Raw genomic sequence first — 16008 nt, 5'->3', positions numbered from 1 at the left:
AATTCTGCTTTCAGCCTTTAGTGAGTGACGATATTTTAAAAGAATTCGAAGAAAGGCAGGTCCCACGCATGAAATTTATTCACGCGGCCGATTTACATTTAGATAGTCCGTTTCTGGGACTGCGCCATTTACCGGCGAGTCTGTTAGCCCAGGTCCGCCAGTCCACCTTCGACGCGGCCACCGTGATCTTTGATCGGGCGATCGACGAGCACGTGGACTTTGTCCTGTTGGCCGGGGACTTGTTTGACCGGGCCGAACAAAGTGTGGCGGCGCAGGCGTACTTATTCCAACAGTTCACGCGGTTACAGGACGCCCAGATTCCCGTGCTGATTAGTTTCGGCAATCACGATTATCTGGCCGACCAGCACCAGACCGTGGCTTATCCGGATAACGTCACGGTCTTTGGCGCCGAGGTGAGCACCCAGACGTTGACGCTGGCTTCTGGCGAAACGGTGGCCGTCAGCGGGTTTAGCTACCCGCAACGGTGGGTGGCCACCGACCAGACCCCCGGCTTTCCAGAGCACGCGGCCACTGACTGGCACATTGGCCTGTTGCACGGTGCCGTGAGCACCGGGGGCGCCGCCGACCATTACGCGCCGTTCACGGTCGCGGAATTACTAGCGAAGCGCTACGATTACTGGGCGTTGGGTCACATTCACCAGCGCCAATTATTGAATGAACAGCCCCCCATCCTGTACGCGGGGAATCCCCAGGGACGGGCGATTACCGAGGCGGGTGACCGCGGGGCCTATCTCGTGACCAGTGAGGCGGGGCAGTTAGTGCCGCACTTCTTTAAGACCGCTGTTATCGGGTGGGCAGCTCCCAATTTAACGGTAACCACCACGCCCACGCTAACCGATCTGGGGCAGCAGGTGGTGGCCTGGTTGGCGGCAAATCCCGCGGGCCTGCCCACCTTGACGGCCCTGACGGTTCACTTGCCGCAACCGCTGAGTGGGGCGGACGCCGCGCAATTGGCGAGCGGGGATTGGCTGGCGTTGTGGCAGCGCACGCAGCAACGGGCGATGCGTGCGGCTAACCGCTACGTGATTGCCGTGAAGGTGGTGGCGGCTCCCGCGACCGTTGCCGCGCCACAACTGGACGCGCAGTATTGGGAAGCAGGCGCGGCCAGCACTTTTACTGCGGCCAACTTGCAGGATTTATTTGGCAAATTAGCCCAGGAATCCGTGTTGGCCGATTGGTTTACACGGCCGCAGACGGCTTCGGACTTAGAAACCGCCGCGCAACAAAAATTAGCCGAATTAATGGGGGAGGAAGCGCACGACCATGAAGCTTAAGCGTCTGACAATTTATGGTTTCGGGAAGTTTCACGATCGCACTTTTCAGCTGAATAGTAGCCTGAACGTCTTATTGGGGCCAAATGAGGCCGGTAAATCAACGCTCACCCAATTCATCAGTGCCATCTTCTTCGGCTTTCCCACGAAGAAGCATCTGGAATTACGGTATGAACCGCTAGATGGGAGCCGTTTCGGTGGCGAGATTGCCTTTTCTCTGGCCGGCACGGACTACCTCGTCAGTCGGGTCGATGGCCCGCGCGGTGGGAAAGTGACGTTGCGCAATACCACGCTGGATCTAGCGTTGCCAGCTGCCACGTTAACCCACCTCCTGGCGCCGGTTGATGCCCAACTCTTTCAGCATGTTTATGCGATTAACGAGCCCCAACTGGGGACGGTGTTTACCGCATCCAAGCAGGAATTGGTCGATCGATTGCGGCACGTGGGGGCCGTGGGCAGTGACTTTTGGCTCCAGCAGGCCCAACAGCTGGACCGTACCGCCGACACCCTATACAAACCGCAAGGCAGGAAGCCCACGTTGAACCAACTCCTTCTGGAACATCGCGAGGTGACGACCAAGTTAAATAAGGCCAATGCGAGCTACGCCAGCTACTGGGAACTGCTCCAGCAGCAACAGCAGCGGCAACGGCAGCAAGCCGACTTACAGCGCCAATTAGTGGTGCAACGGCGGATTGCCAGCCAGTACGACCAGCAACTCGCCTTATGGCCGGTCTATCAGCAGTGGCAAGCCCTGGCGACGGAACCAGCGCAATCGAACACTGGGTTTCAGCAGGCGGATGCCACGATGCTGGAGCGGCTGACCAATCAGGTTAAGGCGGCCACGGCCACGCAACAGGCCGATCAGACCCAACTCAAGAGCCTGCAGACCCAGCAACAACTCTCACCACTTTTTCAAGACTATCTCCTGGTGACGGCGCAGGTCGATCCCTTGCTGGCGCGACTTCCGGATATCACCATCGCCGACCGCGAGCGGCAACGCTTGGCAGGCGAGCGGGATGGTCTGCAGCAACAGACCCAGGTGTTGGAGCAGCAGTACGCGACGAACGGCCAGATGCCGCGGACCTTTTCACTGGCGACCACGCAGCAGGTCCGGCAACTAACGGCCAATCTGCAACTAGCCACGCAAAAACGCCGGCGACTGCAGCAACAACTCAATCAGCTAAACGAACAGTACCGGCAACAGCAGCCGACCCGCCAGCGGCAGAAAAATCCGCTCGCGGACAAGCAGATTGGCTGGCTGGCTGCGGGACTGATCGTGTTGGTGGGCGCGATGTTCTTGCCGTCGACCTTCTTTAAACTCGTGGGAGCCTTACTCGGCGTGGCCGTGGGGTACTATGGCGTCTTCATCGTGGACAGTAGCACCCCGGCTAGCCGCCAGCAACAGTCGCTGGAAGACGATATTCGCGATGTTCAGGCGCAGTTGCGCGAGGGGGGGCGGACCATTGAGCAGCTGACCAGTCAGCTCGACGACATTGGCGATGCGCACGGCATGGGCGCCTTGCCCGTGGAACAGTGGACGGCGGCCCAGGAGGCCATCGTGACGTGGGAACGGTTGACGCAACGACTGGAGGCCGCGGCAGCGCAATTGGCCACCGCCGAGCAGACGGTTAAGCAGTTCACCGCGGCGGTTCAGGCAGCGTTGCCGGCCGTTGATGCGACCTCTCTGGCAACCCTGACGGCCCAGCTGAAGGACTTGCAGGCCACGCAACAGCGGCTCCAGTCTCAGGAGAGCGACGTCACAGCGATTGCGGCTCGGTTGAAACGCGATCAGGCCGCCGTCGATCAGTCGCAGCAGGCGGTCACGACCTTTCTCCAGACGCGCAATCTGCGGAGCACGGCGGCCTTTTATCAGCGCTATCAGCGCGTCCAAGAGCAGGGCAGTCGTGCCAGTCAACGCACGGCCCTGGCCCAGCAGATGGGTGAAACGCAATTGGCCCAGTTAAAACGCGTGACGAGCCGGTCGGCGTTGGCACAGAAGACGACCGCGGCGACCAGCAAAGTGACGGCCCTACAGGAACAGTTGGACACGGTCACAACGCAGTTAGCCACGGGCGCCGGGCAATTGGCCCATTTGACGGCTAGCGGCACGCAGTCGACCTTACGGCAAAAATTAGCCAATTTGGAAACGCAGATGCAAGCCGTCACGCAGGAATGGCTGGTCAATCGGCTAGTGAGTCAGTGGATTGCGGCGACTCTGGCCGCGGCTTCTGGCGATCGGTTGCCCCAAATTGTCAAAACGGCTAGCCAATTCTATGGTAAATTGACTGAAAACCGGTATACTGAAATTGAGCTCACACCGACGACCTTACGGGTGCGCCGGACGGATGGCGCCTGGCGTTCGGTGGGCCAGCTGTCACGCGGGACGGCCGAACAACTGGACTTTGCGGTTAAGTTGGCCTTCGCCGTGGTGATGGCCCAACGGGTGGCCATGCCGGTCGTGATCGATGATGGCTTCGTGAATTTCGATGCGCAACGACGGCAGGCGGCTTATCGTTTGTTAGCGACCATTAGCACCGATGTTCAGGTCATCTTGTTAACGGCGGATTCATTGGTAACTGAAACATTACCCACGGAAAATTTGATTCGATTAACTGATTAGGAGGGTCTAACATGGCGGCAACAAAACAATTAATGGACTATGCGGTAGACGAAGCGGTCGATTTGTTCGTCCTGCTCAAGTCTGCCGATGTGCGGGTGGCGAAGAACGGCAAGCAGTACATTGCCCTGGTCTTCGAGGACCGGTCCGGTGAAATTTCTGGGAAATACTGGGACGCTTCGAACGAGGATGTCACGAACTACGTGGCTGGCCGGATCGTTCACTTGCAAGGCAAGCGCGAGAATTACCAGACGCATCCGCAGATTAAGATTTTTCATCTTCGGTTAGCCAAGCCCGGAGAACCGACCGATCCCGAATTGTTCATTGAACAGGCCCCCATGGACCGCGCAGCCATGGAAGATTACATTAACCAAACGATTTTTGAAATTACCCAACCGACCTGGAATCGCCTGGTCAGAAAGCTCTTGGGGGAATACCAGGACCAATTCTTCACGTTCCCGGCGGCCAAGAGCAATCATCACGCGTTTAAGGGGGGCTTGGCGTTCCATACCATTTCCATCCTCAAGCTGGCCCATGCGGTGGTGAAGCAGTATCCGGACTTGAACGGACCGCTGTTATTTGCCGGTGCCATCCTGCACGACCTGGGGAAGACCATCGAATTATCTGGGCCTCAGTCGACGACCTACACGCTGGCCGGGAACCTGGTCGGCCACATCGTCTTAATTGATGGCGAACTGGTCCGGGCCTGTGATCCGTTGAAATTAGACCCGCAGGCCGAAGACGTCTTGTTATTGCGGCACATGATTTTAAGTCACCACGGTCTGTTGGAATACGGTTCACCCGTGCGGCCAGCCCTGCGCGAAGCCGATGTGCTCCACCAGCTGGATGAGTTGGACGCTTCGATTATGATGTTGGATACGGTGGTGGAACACACCGAACCGGGAGAATTTTCGGAACGGGTCTTCGCCCTGGACGGTCGCCGCTTCTACCGGCCGACGAGCGATGCCCCGAAGGATCAACCAAATTCATAGAACTTATTGCGGAAAGGACTTTAGCTCATGACCAATCGTGAAAAAATGCATACGGGCGACCTCTACTTGCCGGATGACCCGGCCATCGAGGTCGAGCAGAAACGCTATCTGGATAGGCTGTACGACTACAACCACACCCGGCCTAGCGAGCCCGATCGGCAACAGAAAATCCTTCACGAACTGTTTGCGGAGTTGGGGCCTAACTGTTACATTGAACCGCCGTTTCACGCCAATTTCGGCGGGCATCACGTGCACTTCGGCTCCGACATCTACGCCAACTTCAATCTGACCTTGGTCGATGATACCCACATCTACGTGGGGGACCACACGATGATTGGGCCTAACGTCACGCTGGCGACGGCGGGTCATCCGATCAACGCGGAGTTGCGGTATCGAAATTACCAGTACAACATGCCCGTCCACGTTGGGCGCAATTGTTGGCTGGGAGCCGGCGTGATCGTACTGCCGGGCATAACGATTGGCGACAACGTGGTCATCGGTGCCGGTAGCGTCATCACCAAGGATGTGCCGGATAACGTCGTCGTTGTAGGCGACCCCGGCCGCATCCTGCGCAAGGTCAATGACCACGACCGCGAATTTTACTTCAAGGATCGGCGGATTGACCCGGCGTTATTTGAGAAATAAAAGGGTTAAAAAAACTAGTGTCCACGGGACGTCTCGAAAGGGGAGGTCGGCGGTGGCCGCTAGTTTTTTTGAAAGCGCTGGTTCGGAGTTCGATAAATGATAGACCACATGAGCGTTCAACTCATTATCTGACAGTGAGTGACAATACCAATATTTAGGAAGAGGCTAGGCGATGGTAACCACTAGTGTAGCCGTCCGACCCACCGCGTTCCAGACCAAATTTGGCGAACGGTAAGGCGGCCAGTCTTCACAACTGTATAAAAAATCCCCAGACCATCGTAACCGATGATCCGGGGATTTCATGACTCAGAAATTACTTAGATGATGAATTTGAAGTGGTGGAAGACTTGCTTGATGATAAGTAATCAGACAAGATGTTCTTCAAATCGTTATCCTTGATGGAAACGTCACCCTTCTTCAAGACCTTGGCAACCACGTTGTGCAGAACAGTAGAATCGTTCATGTCGTTGTCGATGATTTGCTTCTTCAATTCGGCCTTGTGTTCTTTGATGGTTCCCTTACCAGGGTTCTTCAGCATCAAGATGACGTGGTAACCGTATTGCGTCTTAACAGGCGTTGCGGTGTATTCGCCAGTCTTCAGCTTGAAGGCGGCCTTCTTGAAGGTTGAATCCAGAGAAGTGTCGGTGCTATCGAAGGCACTCAACTTACCACCCTTGTTCTTGGTAGCCGTATCAGTAGAGTACTTCTTAGCTAACTTCGTGAATTCACTCGTCATGTCGCTCTTCTTGGTGTCCTTCAATTCACTGATAATCTTGTTAGCAGTGGACTTCTTGGAAACTAAGATGTGGGCAACGGAAACTTCTGGTTCGTAGCTCTTGAATTGCTTCTTGTATTGCGCGTCCGTGATCGTAACGTTGTCCTTAACGGCTTCCTTCAGCAGTAAGTTAGAACGGATTTCAGTCTTTAAGCTGGATTCCGTCATGCCGCTTTGAGAAAGGACACTCTTGAATGATGAACCGTATTGGGTCTTGTAAGTGTTAAATTGCTTGGTAACTTGGGACTTCTTAACCTTGTCACCGTATTGCTTTTCCAAGACCTTGTTCAGGATCATTTGTTGCAGAACTTGCTTACCAGATGAAGTTCCCTTCAAACTGCTGTAGTAAGCACTTTCGGTGATTTTCCCACCGCTAGTGGTTGCAACGGTTTGGTTCCCACAACCAGCAAGTGTTACGGTCAGTAACAAGCCGGCAAGGGCGATAAACCATTTCTTCATATTACTCAACACATCCATTCATCAAAATTGGTGTAAACACCATACTTGGATATCATAACACAAAATTTCGCAAACCCAAAAAGGTACGAGAAGCTTTACAAAAAGTTCAAAATTACCGATCGTCCCATCGCGAAACCGTCTTCTCGATGATCTCGACGCGCGGGGCAATCTTAAAGCTGAATTTTTCCACGGCTTCCTGAATGTCTTCGATGGCCGGGGTGGCTGCGGTGACCGCGGCGCTAAGGGCCTGGGTCTTATTCGTGAGGTTATCCTTGGCGGTCTTGATGTCGCTGACCTGGTCGGCCGTGTCCTGCACCTGCCGGCCAACTTGCTTGGCCCAAGTCCGCGGGTCCTGCTTTGTCAAGGTAAAGTAGGCTGCCAAACCAACCCCGGTAGCCAGGGTGACGCCGGTTAAGAATTTTCCAATGCTCATGGCTTAATCCTCCATTTGCGCGGCAATCTTGTGTTGAATGGCCGCGTAATCATCCGGCGTGTAGTTATCGGAATTATCCTTAAAGATCATCCGAAAGTCGTCATCGTCCGTGTAGCGGGGCACGAGGTGGAAGTGGGAGTGGAAGACGGATTGGTAGGCCACCTTACCGTTGTTGTTGACGATGTTCATGCCCGTAATGGCGGGGTTGGACGCTTGAACGGCCCGGGCAATCCGAGGAATCCGGGAGAAGACGGCCGCCGCCAAGTCGCTGTCGTAGGCAAAGATATCCTTGACGTGGGTCTTGGGAATCACCAGCGTGTGGCCCGGGGTTCCCTGCGAGATGTCTAAGAAGGCCTTGACGATATTGTCCTCATAGACGGTATAACTAGGAATCTCTCCCTTTAAGATTTTACAAAAGACACAGTCGTCATCATAGTGCGGTTCGAGTGTCATTTTAGCCATGAAATCTCCTTCTTTCGCTTCGATTTCGTTTATTATACACCATCAATAGGGGCGGATTCACCTCTATCGTTCGTTCACTGGGTGAGCTATGGTATAATAGCTGAGTTATGACCAGTGGATTGGTCGTTGGTGGTAGGGAGTTGCGAGCAACTCCAGCCGCCAGGTATTTCATTTAAATAGAGAAATGAGGGAATGATTATGGCGTTAGAAGTTAGCCACGTTGTGGGGGGGTACTCCCAGATTCCCGTCTTAAAAGATATCAGTTTTGACGTTAAGGACGGCGAATTGGTTGGTTTAATCGGGCTAAACGGTGCCGGTAAATCAACGACAATTAATCATATTATTGGGTTGTTAACGCCCCATAAGGGAACGATTACGCTGAATGGCGTGACGATTCAGCAGGACAGTCAGGCCTACAAGCAACAGATTGCTTATATTCCGGAAACCCCGGTACTTTACCAGGAATTAACGTTGCGTGAGCACCTCGAGGTCACGATGATGGCCTATGACCTGGACCACGATCAGGCGTGGGCCACGGCGCATGACCTCTTGAAGACCTTCCGGCTGGACAACAAGCTGGATTGGTTCCCCGCCAACTTTTCCAAGGGGATGAAGCAAAAGGTCATGATCGTTTGTGCCTTTTTGACGCAGGCCAAGCTCTTCATCATTGACGAACCGTTCCTAGGGCTCGACCCCTTAGCGGTTAACGACTTGCTCCAATTAATCGAAGATCGTAAACGCCAAGGGTCCAGCATCCTGATGTCGACGCACGTCTTGGATACGGCCCAACGGTACTGCGACCGCTTCGTCCTGTTACACGATGGTCAGGTCAAGACTGAAGGAACGCTCAGCGAATTACAAGCCGCTCTTCCGGAGGCGGGGGAATCGCTGAACGATATTTATCTGTCGATGACCAAGGTTGATCGCCGATGACCGCGCTCTTTAAGACCCGGCTGCAGCGCCATCTCCGGGAAATGGCCAAGTATTTGCGGCTGGTATTCAATGATTTCTTCGTCTTCGCTCTGCTCTTCTTGTTGGGAGGCTTGGGCTACGGTTACTCGAACATGCTGAAAACGCTCAAGACCGGCTACTGGTGGGCGCCTGTGGTGGCGTTACTGGTGCTGGTACTGGTGGCGCAGATTGGCCGGCTGGCGACCCTGATTGAAGATGCCGACCGCGTCTTCCTACTCCCTAAGGAACGCGCCATGCACGCCTATCTGGTGGTGGCGCGGCGGTACAGCCAGGGGCTGGCTCAGGCCACCCAGATCGTAGCGGTCTTCTTACTGGCGCCCTTTATGAGTGTCACGATGGCTTGGCCGGTACTGAGCCTGGTGGAATTGGGAATCGCGCAGCTGATTTTAAAGGATGCCTTGTTACGGTTAGATCTCGCGAGTGCCTATCAGATCAACGGGCAGACGCGAATGAACCATTGGGCCATCAAGTGGGGCGTGAGCCTGATTATCCTGGCGGCCGGCCTCTGGACCTTGCCGCTGGTCGCTATCGTTCTGGCACTGGTGCTCGATGTGGCCGTGGCCGTATGGTTGGCCCAACACTGGCAAAAGCAACAGATTCGTTGGCGCGAGCAGATTAAGATTGAGGATAACCGGATGCTTGGGATTTACCGCTTCTTTAACATGTTCACCGAGGTACCGATGCTGGCGGGAACGATCAAACGGCGGCGGTATCTGGATGGCCTGTACAAGCTGATTAAGCCGCGCCACGACCACCTGTACCTGTATCTCTTTAGCCGCGGCATGGTCCGGGGCAGCGAGTTCAGTGGGCTGGTGGTCCGCCTGACGGTCATCGGCATGCTGCTGCTCTACTTCGTGCGGGGGGAATGGTTGCCGGTGGTCTTGGCGGCGCTTTTCATCTACCTGATTGGCTTCCAGTTGCTACCGTTCTTCCAGCAGTACGATGACGTGGTCTTTACCCACGTCTACCCGGTCTTACCGGCGCAACGGCTCAAGAGTTTTGTGACGCTGGTCACGTTGATCTTGGGTGTGACGGCGTTTCTGCTCTGGCTGGTGGTGGTCATTGCCAATCCCCACGTCCTGACGGCGGGAATTACGCTGTTAGTTGAGGTCGTGGAGGTTTGGTATTTGGCAAGAATCTATACGCCTCAACGATTGGCTCGTTCGATTGAAATTAGGGGTTGACGTAGCTCCCGTTTGCCCATAGAATTAATAATAGCTGACAAATCGAGGAGGGGTGGCCATGGCGCTGGATATCAGTGACGGCTGGAGTCTGTATCCGCTGGGCGGCAATACCGGCACGGCGTATATGGGAACAAAGGCTTCACAAAAAGTGTTCTTAAAACAAAATGCGTCACCGTTTCTTGCCGCGCTCTCGATGGAGGGCATCACACCCCGGTTGGTGTGGACCAAGCGGTTGGCCAGTGGGGATGTCATGACGGCTCAGGAGTGGCTGAACGGTCGAACGTTGCATCGCGAGGAAATGCGCGAGCAACGGGTGGCCCGATTGCTTCATCGGGTGCATCATTCCCACCTACTTCATGATATGTTATTAAAAGTCGGCGGACGATTTACCACGCCCGCCCAGTTGTTAAGCCGCTTACAGCCAGCCCTAGCCGCTGACCTACGCCGGCATCCGCTGATTCAATCGGCGTTTGCCACATTACAAGGCGAGCAACCACAACTGCCCAAGACGCATTACGAAGTTTGTCATGGTGATTTGAATCATAAGAACTGGCTGTTATCCGACCGCCGGCGCTTGTATCTCGTGGATTGGGATGCGGCCACGTTTGCCGATCCCGCTTACGATCTAGGTGCCTTACTCTGTGAGTACGTGCCGCTAGAGGAGTGGCAACGCTGGTTGCAAGACTACGGTGAGAAGATTACGGCCGACCTGACCGCGCGGGTGAACTGGTATGCGCGGATTCACTGCCTGAGCGTGATTGCGGACAGTTACCACCAGCAACGTTTTCAAATTATGAATCAACATTTAATTTTACTCGAAAAGCTGACGCGAGCGTCAGTGACGGATTAACCAGTGGCGGGAGCGAGGCAGAACCTTGCGCCCGCCGTTGTGATTAGAGGAGGAACTTAATCGTGCGTGTACGAAACAAGCCGTGGGCCAAGGATTACGTGGCCAGCCATCCAGAACGGTTGGTCGAGGAACCAGAACCATTGAAGGGCAACTGGCAGAGCCGTTTTCCTAAGGAACAGCCCCTATATGTCGAGATTGGAACGGGGAAGGGCCAGTTCATCGTTGAGATGGCCAAGGCCCATCCCGACCGGAATTTTATTGGGATTGAAATCCAATTTTCCGTGATTGCGGTAGCCTTGAAGAAGGTTGTGGCGAGTGAATTAACCAATATTCAATTGGTACACACGGACGGTGAGGCTGTTAATACGTTCTTTGCCGCCGGTGAAGTGGCCGGGCTATACCTGAACTTCTCCGATCCGTGGCCCAAGTCGCGGCACGCCAAGCGGCGGTTAACGTCGCCAGTATTTTTGGCGCACTACGCCGATGTCTTGCAGCCGGAGGGGGCTATTCAATTTAAGACGGATAACCGAGGCCTGTTTGAATACTCCCTGGCCAGTCTGAACAACTTCGGCTTGGTCTTCGATGGGGTCTGGCTGGATCTGCACGCCGCTACCGATGGGGTGGAAGACATTCAGACCGAATACGAACAAAAATTCTCAGCCAAGGGGCCGATCTATCAAGTGATCGCGCATTTCCCGACCGAGAAGTAAATAGCAAAAGGTTAAAAGATAGAGATCGACTAAAACTCGTATCATGGGGCAACTCATGGTTAATTTTAGTCATTTACAGTTTCGTAGTGAGAATTGGCCGCCTTACCGTTCGCCCAACATGGGTTGGATCGCGGTGGGCGGACGGGCCGAGCCACAGTGCGGTCTCGACACCTCGCTTTGAGCCGAGAAATCACGTCTCAAAGACGCCAGTTCCCTAACCGGCTAACCCCGCCGCCACGGGAACTTCCACGGCTAAACCCATCTTTGGCTCACTCACGGCTACGACAGTGCTGGCCGGCAACCAGCGGCTTAAACCAACGTCATGACTAGTCGAGTGACTAACTCAGCTGTGTCGACGGTGTTAGCTGAGGTTCTTTCTCAGCTTACAGCGTGGGGCGACTTGGAAGACTTGCGGGTTTTGCAAGGCTGCCAAGCGAACCGGAAGCCCGTCTCTCAGGCTGAAGGTGGCCCCCATAGCAGGCGGAACCCTTGACAGGCGCAGGCGTCAGGTTTCATTAATTTTAGCGGGCAGAACACCGTTGTTACGGAAACAAACGCACTAATTCTGCTTTCAATCTTTAGCTGAGAAGTAAATATAACGAGTAGTGGCTCGTGGAGGCAAGTGTTGACTTGTGTCCGCGGGCTTTTTTAATAGAAATGTGAAATTAAAAAAGATAACGCCCTTTTTTACGGAGTTAAGCGTAGAGAGGGGTGGTCAGGTGTTAGTCGCACAGTTACGGGATCAATTGGTGGATGCGCTTTACGCTCAGCGACGAGCGGACTATACCTGCCCAGCCTGTCATCAGCGGGTGGGCTTACGGCACGGGACGCGGGTTCAGCCGTACTTTGCTCATCGGCCACAATCGTCCTGTTCGATTCTCGGCGAGGGGGAGACGGCGCAACATATCACGGGGAAACGCCAACTGGCCGCGTTCTTTGCGGACGGGGGCGTGGTAACCTTGGAGCACGTGTTGCCCCAGATTCAGCAGCGTGCCGATTGCTGGGTGGCCCGGTCAGACCGCCCACCGCTCGCTCTTGAATTTCAGTGTAGCCCCATTGCCACGCAACAGGTTTGGTCGCGGACCAGGGGGTACCAGCGACTGGGGGTCTATCCGCTATGGATTCTGGGCAGTCGTTATGGTCGGCAGAAATTAGGATGGTCGTTGATCGAACGCTTTGCTTTGCCTTTACGCGGGTGGGGGCTGTGCCTTCTGTTCTGGGACGTTCGCCGGCAGCGGTTGCGCATCGACCATCACCTCTATCAAGACGCGCTGGGAAATTATCACGGCCGCACGACCTGGCTAGTGAATTTGGCCGGGCTAATCGCCGGTTATCAGCAACCTTTACCCCAAGTTGTCTTGAATTACCCGGTTTGGCGCGCACGGCTGGCCAGGGACCTTCATCTTAAGGCGCCGGCAATCATGGCGGTTCAAGAACAGCTGTATCCGCTGGGACACCATCTCCTGCATATTCCCGCGGTTTTAGCCACAACGGCGCAGACCGTCCCGCTCTTTGGCCAGGGCCTATTGATGTGGCGCGTACTCGTCGCCGCGAGACTCTTTGCCTTGTCCACCTCAAAAGTAACGGTGGCGACCGTTAACCGCCTCGCGACGAGTAGCTTTGACGTGGTGGGCGGGCACCTTCAGGCCGTGGGGGTGACGGCCACCCGTTCATTAGAGATTGCTAAGCGCCAGTTGATGGCCGATCTCGTTAACCAGGGCTATTTACGTGCCATGACTGATGGCTGGGTGATTTGCCGGCCGTTACGGTGGCTGGATGAAGATTAAAAAATAATGAGATGATCGAACGATCAGTCGCCAACATCGGGAATGAAAGTGGTAAACTGGGAGTATGTAAAATTTGAAGGAGGACTGGATATGCAACAAATTCCCGAACGTGCGGCGGTTCCCGAGGCGTTAACCTGGGATCTGACCCCCATCTTTGCCGATGATGTGGCCTTTAAAGCGGCGGTGACGGCGGTTAAGCAACAAGCCAAGGAGGTGGCCACCCATCAAGGCCAGTTGGCGGAGAGTGCGGCCGATCTCTACGAGGTGACGGCGGCGATTTTTGACCTGAACCGTCAATTGGAGAAGGTCTACGTCTATGCCTCCCTGAAAAATGATCAGGATACCAGCGATGCCAACGCACAGGCGCTGTCCGGCCAGGCGGAAAGCCTCGTCGCCACGGTAGCAGCGGCAACGTCTTGGTACGAACCAGAAGTCTTGGCCTTGCCCCAGGTCGTCATTCAAGCCCTGATTGACGCCGAACCCCGGTTGACCGAATACCAGCACTTCTTTGACGTGTTGGGTGAGCAGCGGGACCATACGTTATCGGCGGCTGAGGAAAAACTCTTGGCCGGTGCCAGTGATATCTTTGGTGCGTCCGCCAAGACTTACAGCGTCTTAAGTGACGCCGATCTCCGGTTCCCCGTGGTTCAAGACGAGGATGGTAAGGACGTCCGCTTGTCGGAAGGGTTATATGGTGTCTTGCTGCAGTCGACCCAACCCAAGGTCCGTGAACAGGCTTTTAAGGCGTTATACAGCGTTTATCAGCAATTCCGGCATACCTTTGCCAGCACGCTGTCTAGTGAGGTTAAAACGCATAATTTTAGCGCTCAGGTCCGGCATTACGGGAGTGCCCGTGAAGCTGCAATGAGTCGTAATCATGTGCCGGCCGTGGTCTACGATACCTTGGTGAAGACGGTCAACGCACACTTGGATTCGCTCCATCAGTACGTGAACTTACGTAAGGAGATTCTTGGCCTGCCGGAACTCCACATGTATGATTTATATACGCCGATCACCGGGGAACCGAGCTTGAAGTATACCTACCCGGAGGCCCAGCAGGAGGCGCTCAAGGCGTTAAGTGTCCTGGGGCCGGATTACGTGGCCAACGTGCAGAAGATGTTCGACGGCCGGGACATCGACGTCGTGGAAAACCAGGGCAAACGGACGGGGGCTTACTCCGGTGGGATGTACGATACCAAGCCGTATATTTTGCTGAACTGGCAGGATAGTCTGGAGAGCCTCTTCACGCTGGTCCACGAGATGGGGCACAGCATGCACAGTCACTACACGCGGACCAACCAGCCTTATCAGTACGGAGACTACTCGATCTTTGTGGCTGAAATTGCCTCGACCACCAATGAAAATCTCTTAACGGATTATCTGTTGAAGACTCAAACGGACCCGCAAGTCCGGGCCTACATCCTGAATCACTATCTGGATGGCTTCAAGGGAACGGTTTACCGGCAAACCCAATTTGCCGAGTTTGAGGATTACATTCACCAGCAGGACGCGGCCGGAGAAACGTTGACCGCCGACTTCATGAGCAAGTTCTACGGGGACCTGAACCGCCGTTACTACGGTGATGGGGTCATTTCCGATTCGCAGATTGCTGACGAATGGACGCGGATTCCGCATTTCTACTACAATTACTACGTTTACCAGTATTCGACCGGATTCGCGGCGGCAACCACGCTAGCACAACGGATTCTCAGCGGTGACGCGGCCAAGCGCGATGCTTACCTGAATTATCTGAAGTCGGGGAGTTCGGCGCTGCCAATCGAAGTCATGCGGAAGGCTGGCGTTGACATGACGAAGCCAGACTACTTGGAGACGGCGTTCAAGACGTTTGACGAGCGATTGGCCGAATTCAGCCAATTGGCGCATGAGTTGAAGAAATAAGGGTTAGAAAAAAAGACATTCCCCACGGTTGTGTGGGGGATGCCTTTTACTTTAGTCCGGAATGGATTGCCAATCCTGTTGCCAGAGAACGCCCATGGTCTTCTCGCCGGTGTGCACGCTGATGGCGGGGCCGAGTGTGCTCCGTGAGACCCGAACTGTTGGGAATTGTTCGTGGAGAGCCTGCTGCCAGCGCACGGCCGTCTCCTCGTTGTTCGCGTCGATGACGGTGGCGTGCAAGGGATAATCGACCCGTTGCAGGTCGGCCTTCAGGTGAGCCGTGATGAAGCCAAAGGCCCGCCGCATGGTGCGTTCCTTGTCGATGGCGATGATTTGCCCGGCATCGTTAAAAGTCAGCAGGGGTTTGATATTCAGGAGATTACCAATCATGGCGGAACGGTTGGTCAACCGGCCGGTGCGGGCGAGGTGACTGAGGTTATCGACCGCGAAGTAAACCTGTTGGGTATCGCGCAAAGCCAGGAGTTGCGGCACAATCTCCTCGGCAGTTTGTCCGGCCGTGATGAGTTTCCCCGCCAACAAGCAGAGGTTGGCTTCACCGGCGCTGGCGACCAGCGAATCCACCGGGAAAATCTTGGCCTTGGTGTAGGTCTGGCAGAACATGCGGAGATTGCTCATGAACGAGGTGATCCCACTGGAAAGGTGAATGGAAATGATTTCGTCGACGCCCTGACTAGCGAGGCGGTCATAGGCGTCTTCAATCTGGCCTAAGGAGACCTGCGCCGTGGTGGGTAGCTCCTGATCGGTTTTGAGATAGTCGTAAAAAGTTTGGACGCTTAATTCGGATTCGGGATACTGCTGGCCACCGAGAATGACCGTGATGGGTAGCACCGTGATGGGGTACTGTGCCACTTGAGCGGCGGTAAGGTAGGAAGCGGTATCTGTAACGATGGCTGTTGTCATAAACGTTCCCCTT

14 protein-coding genes are annotated in these 16008 nt (G+C 54.9%); 10 read left to right on the top strand and 4 right to left on the bottom strand.

What is annotated here, in order from left to right:
* Window positions 1-68 precede the first annotated feature (68 nt).
* Genes V8I28_RS02540 through V8I28_RS02525 form a run of 4 tightly spaced genes read left to right on the top strand, consistent with a single transcriptional unit; the run spans window position 69 to window position 5546 of the window.
* Window positions 69-1295, top strand: a complete 1227-nt coding sequence (locus tag V8I28_RS02540; RefSeq protein ID WP_341778540.1) for a metallophosphoesterase family protein — start codon at window positions 69-71, stop codon at window positions 1293-1295.
* Window positions 1285-3912 carry an ATP-binding protein gene (locus V8I28_RS02535; RefSeq protein ID WP_341778539.1) on the top strand — a complete coding sequence of 876 codons (2628 nt, stop codon included), beginning with the start codon at window positions 1285-1287 and terminating at the stop codon, window positions 3910-3912. Before V8I28_RS02540 ends, V8I28_RS02535 begins: the two co-directional genes overlap by 11 nt.
* An 11-nt stretch (window positions 3913-3923) precedes the next feature.
* Window positions 3924-4901, top strand: a complete 978-nt coding sequence (locus tag V8I28_RS02530; RefSeq protein ID WP_341778538.1) for a 3'-5' exoribonuclease YhaM family protein — start codon at window positions 3924-3926, stop codon at window positions 4899-4901.
* A 27-nt stretch (window positions 4902-4928) separates the two neighbouring features.
* Window positions 4929-5546 (top strand): sugar O-acetyltransferase, encoded by a 618-nt coding sequence (locus tag V8I28_RS02525; protein WP_341778537.1) that lies wholly within the window; start codon window positions 4929-4931, stop codon window positions 5544-5546.
* A 313-nt stretch (window positions 5547-5859) separates the two neighbouring features.
* Here the strand turns inward: V8I28_RS02525 and V8I28_RS02520 are convergent, their stop codons facing one another.
* From V8I28_RS02520 to V8I28_RS02510, 3 genes are all read right to left on the bottom strand, one after another.
* The gene (locus V8I28_RS02520; protein ID WP_341778536.1) at window positions 5860-6780 is read right to left on the bottom strand and encodes a peptidylprolyl isomerase PrsA; all 921 of its coding nucleotides are present in this window, start codon (window positions 6778-6780) and stop codon (window positions 5860-5862) included.
* A gap of 112 nt (window positions 6781-6892) precedes the next feature.
* On the bottom strand, window positions 6893-7213 hold the full coding sequence (locus V8I28_RS02515) for a hypothetical protein (protein ID WP_341778535.1): 321 nt from the start codon (window positions 7211-7213) through the stop codon (window positions 6893-6895).
* A gap of 3 nt (window positions 7214-7216) precedes the next feature.
* Window positions 7217-7675, bottom strand: coding sequence for an HIT family protein (locus V8I28_RS02510; RefSeq protein WP_445928169.1), 459 nt, complete (start codon window positions 7673-7675; stop codon window positions 7217-7219).
* Between the two features lie 198 nt (window positions 7676-7873).
* Between V8I28_RS02510 and V8I28_RS02505 the strand changes: the two genes are divergently transcribed.
* The 6 genes from V8I28_RS02505 (at window position 7874) to pepF (ending at window position 15077) form a co-directional block, all read left to right on the top strand.
* Window positions 7874-8608, top strand: coding sequence for an ABC transporter ATP-binding protein (locus V8I28_RS02505; protein WP_341778534.1), 735 nt, complete (start codon window positions 7874-7876; stop codon window positions 8606-8608).
* Window positions 8605-9831 (top strand): ABC transporter permease, encoded by a 1227-nt coding sequence (locus tag V8I28_RS02500; protein ID WP_341778533.1) that lies wholly within the window; start codon window positions 8605-8607, stop codon window positions 9829-9831. Before V8I28_RS02505 ends, V8I28_RS02500 begins: the two co-directional genes overlap by 4 nt.
* Window positions 9832-9889: 58 nt before the next feature.
* Entirely contained in the window at window positions 9890-10681 is a 792-nt protein-coding gene (locus V8I28_RS02495; RefSeq protein ID WP_341778532.1) for a phosphotransferase family protein, read from the top strand.
* 62 nt (window positions 10682-10743) lie between these two features.
* A complete protein-coding gene (trmB, locus tag V8I28_RS02490; protein WP_341778531.1) occupies window positions 10744-11391 on the top strand; it encodes a tRNA (guanosine(46)-N7)-methyltransferase TrmB in 648 nt (215 codons plus the stop codon).
* A gap of 719 nt (window positions 11392-12110) precedes the next feature.
* Window positions 12111-13178 (top strand): competence protein CoiA, encoded by a 1068-nt coding sequence (locus tag V8I28_RS02485; protein WP_341778530.1) that lies wholly within the window; start codon window positions 12111-12113, stop codon window positions 13176-13178.
* 90 nt (window positions 13179-13268) lie between these two features.
* Entirely contained in the window at window positions 13269-15077 is a 1809-nt protein-coding gene (pepF, locus tag V8I28_RS02480; RefSeq protein ID WP_341778529.1) for an oligoendopeptidase F, read from the top strand.
* Between the two features lie 51 nt (window positions 15078-15128).
* On the opposite strand, the gene V8I28_RS02475 is transcribed toward pepF, so the two are convergent.
* Window positions 15129-15995: a DegV family protein gene (locus tag V8I28_RS02475; protein ID WP_341778528.1), complete on the bottom strand. Its 867-nt coding sequence runs from the start codon at window positions 15993-15995 to the stop codon at window positions 15129-15131.
* Between the last annotated feature and the right edge of the window lie 13 nt (window positions 15996-16008).

It is taken from the genome of Levilactobacillus sp. HBUAS70063, from assembly GCF_038374745.1.
Taxonomy (GTDB): Bacteria; Bacillota; Bacilli; order Lactobacillales; family Lactobacillaceae; genus Levilactobacillus.
This window is presented reverse-complemented; position numbering and strand designations above follow the sequence as displayed.

What these genes read in the sequence shown, in the direction of transcription:
- pepF (WP_341778529.1), top strand. Translation starts at nt 13,269, where the DNA reads ATGCAACAAATTCCCGAACGTGCGGCGGTTCCCGAGGCGTTAACCTGG.
- V8I28_RS02500 (WP_341778533.1), top strand. Translation starts at nt 8,605, where the DNA reads ATGACCGCGCTCTTTAAGACCCGGCTGCAGCGCCATCTCCGGGAAATG.
- V8I28_RS02495 (WP_341778532.1), top strand. Translation starts at nt 9,890, where the DNA reads ATGGCGCTGGATATCAGTGACGGCTGGAGTCTGTATCCGCTGGGCGGC.
- V8I28_RS02475 (WP_341778528.1), bottom strand. Translation starts at nt 15,995, where the DNA reads ATGACAACAGCCATCGTTACAGATACCGCTTCCTACCTTACCGCCGCT.
- V8I28_RS02540 (WP_341778540.1), top strand. Translation starts at nt 69, where the DNA reads ATGAAATTTATTCACGCGGCCGATTTACATTTAGATAGTCCGTTTCTG.
- V8I28_RS02520 (WP_341778536.1), bottom strand. Translation starts at nt 6,780, where the DNA reads ATGAAGAAATGGTTTATCGCCCTTGCCGGCTTGTTACTGACCGTAACA.
- V8I28_RS02505 (WP_341778534.1), top strand. Translation starts at nt 7,874, where the DNA reads ATGGCGTTAGAAGTTAGCCACGTTGTGGGGGGGTACTCCCAGATTCCC.
- V8I28_RS02530 (WP_341778538.1), top strand. Translation starts at nt 3,924, where the DNA reads ATGGCGGCAACAAAACAATTAATGGACTATGCGGTAGACGAAGCGGTC.
- V8I28_RS02515 (WP_341778535.1), bottom strand. Translation starts at nt 7,213, where the DNA reads ATGAGCATTGGAAAATTCTTAACCGGCGTCACCCTGGCTACCGGGGTT.
- V8I28_RS02510 (WP_445928169.1), bottom strand. Translation starts at nt 7,675, where the DNA reads ATGGCTAAAATGACACTCGAACCGCACTATGATGACGACTGTGTCTTT.
- V8I28_RS02535 (WP_341778539.1), top strand. Translation starts at nt 1,285, where the DNA reads ATGAAGCTTAAGCGTCTGACAATTTATGGTTTCGGGAAGTTTCACGAT.
- V8I28_RS02525 (WP_341778537.1), top strand. Translation starts at nt 4,929, where the DNA reads ATGACCAATCGTGAAAAAATGCATACGGGCGACCTCTACTTGCCGGAT.